The following is a 6,271-nucleotide window of genomic DNA, read 5'->3' as shown; positions in this document are numbered from 1 at the left end:
CCCGACGGACCCGGTGACCGGGCAGTGGCCGGTCACCGGGTCCGTCGGGTGTGCGGACGATCAAGCCCTCGGCTTCAGCTTTTCGGAGCGCTGCAGCAAGGGGCGTGTCGCCGCTGAGCCCTTGCGCCGGTGCCGGCCCGGCGCCCCGGCCGCCTCGCCGCGGGCTCCTGTCGTCGGCAGCGGCCTCTCAGCTCCTGCCGATGTCAGTGGAAACGGCGGTCGTCACGGTCGCGGCCGAAGCCCCGGTCGTCACGGTCGCGGCCGAAGCCGCGGTCGAAGCGCCGGTCGTCACGGTCACGGCCGAAGCCGCGGTCGAAGCGCCAGTCGTCACGGTCACGGCCGAAGCCGCGGTCGTCCCAGCGGTGGTGCCGGTGGCCACACCAGTGGTGCCCGTGCCAGCCGTAGTGGGCCTGGGCGATGGACGGAACGGCGGTGGCGGCGGAGGCGGTACCGGTGCCGGTCAGCACAGCGGCGGCGGCAACGCCCAGAGCGGCGGCCAAGCGGGATACGCGCATAGGGGTCTCCTGTGACAGCAGGTGCATCGACACCTGCACGGGTCGGACAGGGAAACGGTCGCCTCCGGAGGCCCCGCTGGACCTGCGGCGCGCCCGCAATGACACCCGATCTACTGGAATATGACGATTCATGGAACCGATCACTGTGGGCAATCCGTGGTGCCTGCCCCCGTGTGGTGCGGCTCACAGGGGTTGCGTCCTCGACGGGTCACTCAACGACGTACCCAGGGCCGGTCAGGTCCGGCGCAGACGTCACAGGGAGCGTCCCTTGGCGGCCCCGGGAACCCGGGCGCCAACCGGCAGGGCGGGAGGGGCGGTCGAGAAGGCCGACCGGACGTCCCGTGCCGATCCGCAGGCGGAAGCACGGACGTTCACCGGGCGCCGCCAGAGCGTTCCGGCCGTTCCCGGCTGGTGGCGCTCCTGATGTCGGCGGCCGGGAACCCCGGGGTCCCAGGGCTCCCGTGCGAGCGGCTGTGCGGGGGTCAGCGTGCGAACTTTGCGATGGCTGCCGGGGTGGCGGGGGTGAAGAAGTTGACGAGGTTGCCGTCGGGGTCGCGGAACAGCAGCGACCGGTTGCCCCAGGGCATCGTGGTGGGCCCGCTGACGAACTCGGTGACGAAGCCGGTCAGGTCCCGGTGAACCCGGTCCACGTCGTCGACGAGAAACTCGGTGATCACGCTCCGGTTGTCAGCCGGACGGGCGGAGCCGGGGGCGAACAGCGGGACGGTGCGGGTGCCGGCGATCGCGAGGGTGGCGCCCGCGTCGGTCCTCAGTTCGGCGAAGTCCTCGGTGGCCCAGGTTGCCCGCGCCCCCGTGGCCCGCTCGTAGAACTCGACGAGGCGCGCCACGTCGCCGGTGATGATGCGGATCGAGACGAAGTCCATGGGAATCTCCTTGGCCGTGCTGGAAGCGTGCACGTCGCAGGCTAGGAGCAATACCGGACAGAACACGTCCTGTATTCGCGTTAGGCTGCGACCATGCCTCGACCCACCGGCCGCGTGCTGACACTTCTGGAGCTGCTGCAGTCGGGCGGCACCCGGACGGTGGCCGAACTCGCCGGCCGGCTCGGCGTCGACGGGCGCACGGTGCGACGGTACGTGGACCAGCTGATCGACCTGGACGTGCCCGTGGAGTCGGTGCGCGGCCGCTACGGCGGGTACCGGCTCGCCCCCGGATACCGCCTGCCTCCGCTCATGCTCAGCGACGACGAGGCGCTGGCCGTGCTGCTCGGCCTGGTCGCCGGCCGCCGGGCAGGGCTGACGGCGGCGGGTCACACCGCGAGCGAGACGGCAACGGCGAAGATCCGGCGGGTGCTGCCCAAGCACATCGCCCGTCGGCTGGACGCCCTCCTGGAGGCCCTCGCCTTCACGGAGCGGCCCGGCCCGTTCGACGCCCCGGACGCCGGGGTCCTGCTCACCGTCGCCGATGCGGTGCGCCACCGCAGACCGGTCTCGATCCGCTACACCGACCGCGACGGACGGCGCAGCGAACGCACGCTGCACGCGTACGGGATCGTGGCCCATGCCGGCCGGTGGTACGTCACGGGCCAGGACGCCGGGATCGGCGAGGACCGAACCTTCCGGCTCGACCGCATCGCGGACGCGAGGACCCTGCCCGGCTCCTTCGAGGCGCCCATGGGCCCCGATCCGGAACAGCGCCTGTTGTCGGCGTTCGCCACGGCCGAGTACCGGCATGAGGTGACCCTGCGGATCCAGGGGACGGCCGAGCAGATCCGCACCCGCCTTCCCGCCGGCGTCGCGAGCCTGGAGGAGCAGGAGCCCGTCGCAGGAGAGGACCAGGCGACCGAGCGCTGGGTGCGCGTCGAACTGCGTGTGGAGCATCTCGGCTGGTTGCCTGCGGTACTCGCCTCACTCGACCGGCCGTTCGTCATCGAGCGACCCGCTGAACTGCGCGACCTCGTGACCGCGCTCGCCGATCGCCTCGCGTCCCACGCCCGACGGACATGACACGGAGCCACATCCGGGTCTCCGGATCGGCGAGGAGCCGGCGGATCTCCGGCGTGGCACAGCCGGGTACCGGGATGCAGGCGCTGTCGCCCACCGTGACGGTCCACGCCGCACATCCACGGAGGGGTGCCAGGCCGAGGCTGCGGACGCCCGCAACGGCGGGGTCAGCGGGTTCAGAACGCGGAGGAGGCCCGGAGGAGCCGTGCTCACCCGCCGGGGCTGTGCATCGCCGTCGGGTCGTAGTCGTCGTCCACCCAATGCGGGACGTGACCCGCGGGGAACCTCCGGTACCCGGACGGAGGCTCCCGTCCCTCCTCGACGCAGGCGCGCCCGCTCGCGGGGAAGCTGTCGGCCCGGACGGGGTACTCGCCCTCCGGGCACATCGCCTCCCTCGGGAGACTGCACCCTGCCAGTACCGTCAGTGCAGCGACACCCCACAGCGCGCCGAAGCGCCGCCGGCCTCTTCCCCTGCCTCTCACACGGCAAAGCATGGGCCCGGAGTGGATCACCGCGCATGAGTACGGGTACTCATGCGCGGTATCTCGAGTGCCTCGTCGCCGGGTCCCGCCCGCCACCGTGACGACGCCGGGGGAAACGGCCTGCAGCACTCCGCCTGCCGACCGCCGCCGGGGTGAGGCGGGGTCGGCAGGCGGAGTGCTGCGGTTTCAGCGTGGGGTCGTGCGTGACCGGTGGGGCAGCGAGCTCAGTCGCCGATGAACAGCAGGCTCCGGTGCGGCTTGGCCCGAACCAGCTCGCACAGCCGGATCAGACTGCTCACGGCTTCGTCGTCCACACCCATGGCCGTCAGGAACTCGGTGCCCTCCCGGAGTTCGCGGATGAGGAATCCGCACTGGAGGTAGTTCAGAACGGTGTCCCCATAGGGGTCGAGTGACGCCATCGTCGGGTATGCCCTGGCATCCACGCCCTTCAGCACCGGGTTGAAGCGGCGATCGGCGACGCCCTTCTCCACGATGAGGCCGTTCTCTTCCAGAACACGTACCCCGAAAGCCATTCCTTCTCCTTCAGATCAGAGCCGCACCCGGCCGTTGCCGCATCTCTCACGGTGGACACTACGGAGTACCGGGATGCATGGTCACCAGGTCGCCGAAGTCCAGGTAGTCATTCTCGTACATCTCCGGCTTCGACGTTCTGATGATGGTGTAGTACCTGGTCGGAAGGCCGTTGTCGTCGGTGCCGATGATCCTCCCGGCGTCGATCACATACTGGATCCGGCCGCTGCCGGCCTGGTAGTCGCCGATTTGACCGTCGGAGCCACGGGCCAGGGCGTAGAGGTCCTCGTCGTCGTTGAAAATCGACTTTCCGTCGTTCTTCGCGCCGGTCGACGTGTGACGGGGAACCACATGCTCGTCGATCCTGTAGGCATCCTCTCCGGCACACAAACCACCGGAATTGTGCACCAGGACCGGGGTGTCGCCCACCAGGACGTAGTACGTGTGGAGCTGCTGGACGGTCAGGTTCCAGCGGTCGGCCTCGCCCGGCGTGGCCTCGGTACCGACGACCGCGGGATGCCGGCCGTCCGTGCCGGCGAGGCGGTGCCCCGGCTGCAGGTGGTCCGCCCGGACCCAGGTACGGACGGTGTCGTCCCAGAAGGGGTGGTTGGCGGTGGTGTGGAGGACCGCCGTGCGGCCGTGGCCGGTGGTGACGGTGACGTCGAGCAGTTCGGTGTCATGGTTGATCCAGACGCCGTCGACGCTGCGCCCGCCCCGGTCGGAGCCGTCCGACGGGTCGGCGGACTCGACTCTGTCGCCGAGTTTGATCTTCTTGATCGGCTTGGTCTTGCCGTTGGCGAGCAGGACGGGCGTGTTCGGGGCGAAACTGCACGGTCCGCCCAGCTTCCCGCCCGCGTAGCCGGCGATTGCTCCGGCGAGCGAGGAGAGGGCCAGCGCCGTCTTGTTACTGCAGTCGTTGACGCACTGGGACACGAATCCGGACATGGCGCCGACTGCGGCGAGGCATCCCGCGCCTGCCGACTCGGGGCACAGCGCCGCGCCTATGAGCCCCACCGCGAGTCCCGCCAGGGTGCCCTTCGTGCCCTTCCAGATGTCCCCCCAGGTCAGGGGCCCGTTGATCGCCCAGCGGAGGCGCACCAGGATGGCCTGGTAGGCGGGGGTGCCAGGCACGTTCCACGTGGTGGGACTCTCGCGAATGACCATGTGGAGATAGGCGCGGAACTTCTTCAGACGCTCCGGCGGGATCTTCTCCAGGAACTTCTTGCCGGACGTCGCCGGAGGCCTGCTGCTGGGGGAGCTGCCGCTCCTGCTCCTGCTGGCGTTGCAGGACTCGGTGGTGTAGTTCGCACCGCAGCCGTTCAGATGCCCCTTGGGGTGCTTGCTGTCCTTCTTGATCTGGTCGGGGTCGCTGGTCGGGGCGGTGCCGGGCCCACCGGTCTCGTTGACGCACTCGACGGTCACGCAGTAGGAGCCGTAGAGACCGCTGGGGTCGCTGGCGGTGACGGGGCTGTTGTAGGCGTAGGCGTAGCCGTTGAGCTGCTGGGGCTTGGTCGGGTCCAGGACGGGGTCGACGGAGAGGAAGCGGCCGGTGTCGGGGTCGTAGTCCCGGGCGCCGAGGTGGGTGAGTCCGGTGCTCGGGTCGGTGGTGCCGCCGACGAAGCCCTTGGTCCCGGGCCAGCTCGTGGGCGGACTGCCGCGCAGGGCGCCGAAGGGGGTGGTCCGGCGCTGCTGCATGGTCAGGTCGCTGCTGTTGACCGCGAGTTGGCTGGTTCCGTGCTGGTCGCCGATGAGGAAGGAGAGCTTGTTGTCGTCGGTGCGGACGGCCTGGTTGCCGTCGTCCAGGTCGTAGTAGCGGGTGGCGTGGGGTGTGGTCGAACCGGTGGCCACGGTGATCTCGGTGTTTCCGAGGAACAGCGTGGTCGAGCTGTCGGTGCGGGTGATCAGGCGGTTGCCGTTGGCGTCGTAGACGTAGGAGGTGGTCGCGGTGCCGCCGTGGCCGTCGTCCGCGGTCACCTGGGAGAGGTGGCCCTCGCTGTCCCAGAGGAGGGTCTGCTTGTTCCCGGCGACGGTACGGGTGGCGGTGTTGCCGTCGTCGTCGTAGGTGTAGCTGTCCAGCGAGGTACCGCTGGGACCGGTCGTGCTCACCTGGCCGAGCGCATGCGGGTGCGGGCTCCCGGTGGCGGGGTACGCGTAGTCGTGGACCGTGTCCTGGCCGCTGTTCCCGGTCGGGGAGTGGTCGGTCTCGGACTTGCGGTCGCCGTCGGTGTCATAGCCGAAGGACTGCCAGTACGGCGCCGGGCCGCCCAGTACCGAGGCGGAGGGGGTGGCGGCGCACCCCGCGGCGCCCTGCGCCCAGGCGTCGACCAGCCGGCCGAGGAAGTCGTAGGTGTAGCACTGGGCGTCGGTGCCGTCCCGGGTGACGTCCGTGACCGAGGTGATGTTGCCGGCCTGGTCGTAGCCGTAGGTGGCGGACTTGTCGGTGCCGGGGACGTCCTGGCGGTCGACCCGGGAGTTGGACAGCCGCCGGGTCCCCCACTCGTAGGTGTTGGTGACCTGGGTCATCTTTCCGCCGGCCGCCTGGTAGGTGTACTGCAGCGGCTGGCCGGTGTTGCTGTAGGTGGTGCCGGTGATGTACGTCGCGCCACCCGACCCCGACAGCGTGACGGGACGCAGCACCTCGTCGTAGGTGGGGGTGACGGCCTCGGCGGTGAGGCTCCCGGCCGCGGGGTAGCCGATCGACTGGATGGTGCCGTCCGCGTTGTACTGCACGGTGCCCTGATAGGAGCCGGCCAGTGCTCCCTCGGCGGCGGGGATGGTG

General features: G+C 70.2%; 5 protein-coding genes. 1 reads left to right on the top strand and 4 read right to left on the bottom strand.

All coding sequences use genetic code 11. The annotated features are described in order from the left end of the window. Positions 1-203: 203 nt before the first annotated feature. Both AOK09_RS34015 and AOK09_RS34010 read right to left on the bottom strand, forming a co-directional pair. The gene (locus AOK09_RS34015) at positions 204-515 is read right to left on the bottom strand and encodes a hypothetical protein (protein ID WP_055591077.1); all 312 of its coding nucleotides are present in this window, start codon (positions 513-515) and stop codon (positions 204-206) included. A 482-nt stretch (positions 516-997) separates the two neighbouring features. Beyond that, the gene (locus AOK09_RS34010) at positions 998-1,399 is read right to left on the bottom strand and encodes a VOC family protein (protein ID WP_055591076.1); all 402 of its coding nucleotides are present in this window, start codon (positions 1,397-1,399) and stop codon (positions 998-1,000) included. Between the two features lie 93 nt (positions 1,400-1,492). Here AOK09_RS34010 and AOK09_RS34005 point away from each other — a divergent pair, with 93 nt between their 5' ends. Beyond that, positions 1,493-2,482 (top strand): helix-turn-helix transcriptional regulator, encoded by a 990-nt coding sequence (locus tag AOK09_RS34005; RefSeq protein WP_055591075.1) that lies wholly within the window; start codon positions 1,493-1,495, stop codon positions 2,480-2,482. Positions 2,483-3,185: 703 nt separating this feature from the next. Here AOK09_RS34005 and AOK09_RS34000 read toward each other — a convergent pair. Further along, complete coding sequence (locus AOK09_RS34000) at positions 3,186-3,494, bottom strand: hypothetical protein (RefSeq protein ID WP_055591074.1); 309 nt, start codon at positions 3,492-3,494, stop codon at positions 3,186-3,188. A gap of 58 nt (positions 3,495-3,552) precedes the next feature. Beyond that, positions 3,553-6,271 (bottom strand): polymorphic toxin-type HINT domain-containing protein (locus tag AOK09_RS33995; protein ID WP_265736758.1); only part of this gene is annotated, 2,719 nt, incomplete at its 5' end.

The sequence above is a fragment of the Peterkaempfera griseoplana genome (assembly GCF_001418575.1).
In the GTDB taxonomy this organism is placed as follows: domain Bacteria; phylum Actinomycetota; class Actinomycetes; order Streptomycetales; family Streptomycetaceae; genus Peterkaempfera; species Peterkaempfera griseoplana.
The sequence above is the reverse complement of the archived record's forward strand: the minus strand, read 5'-3'. Positions and strand labels throughout refer to the sequence as shown.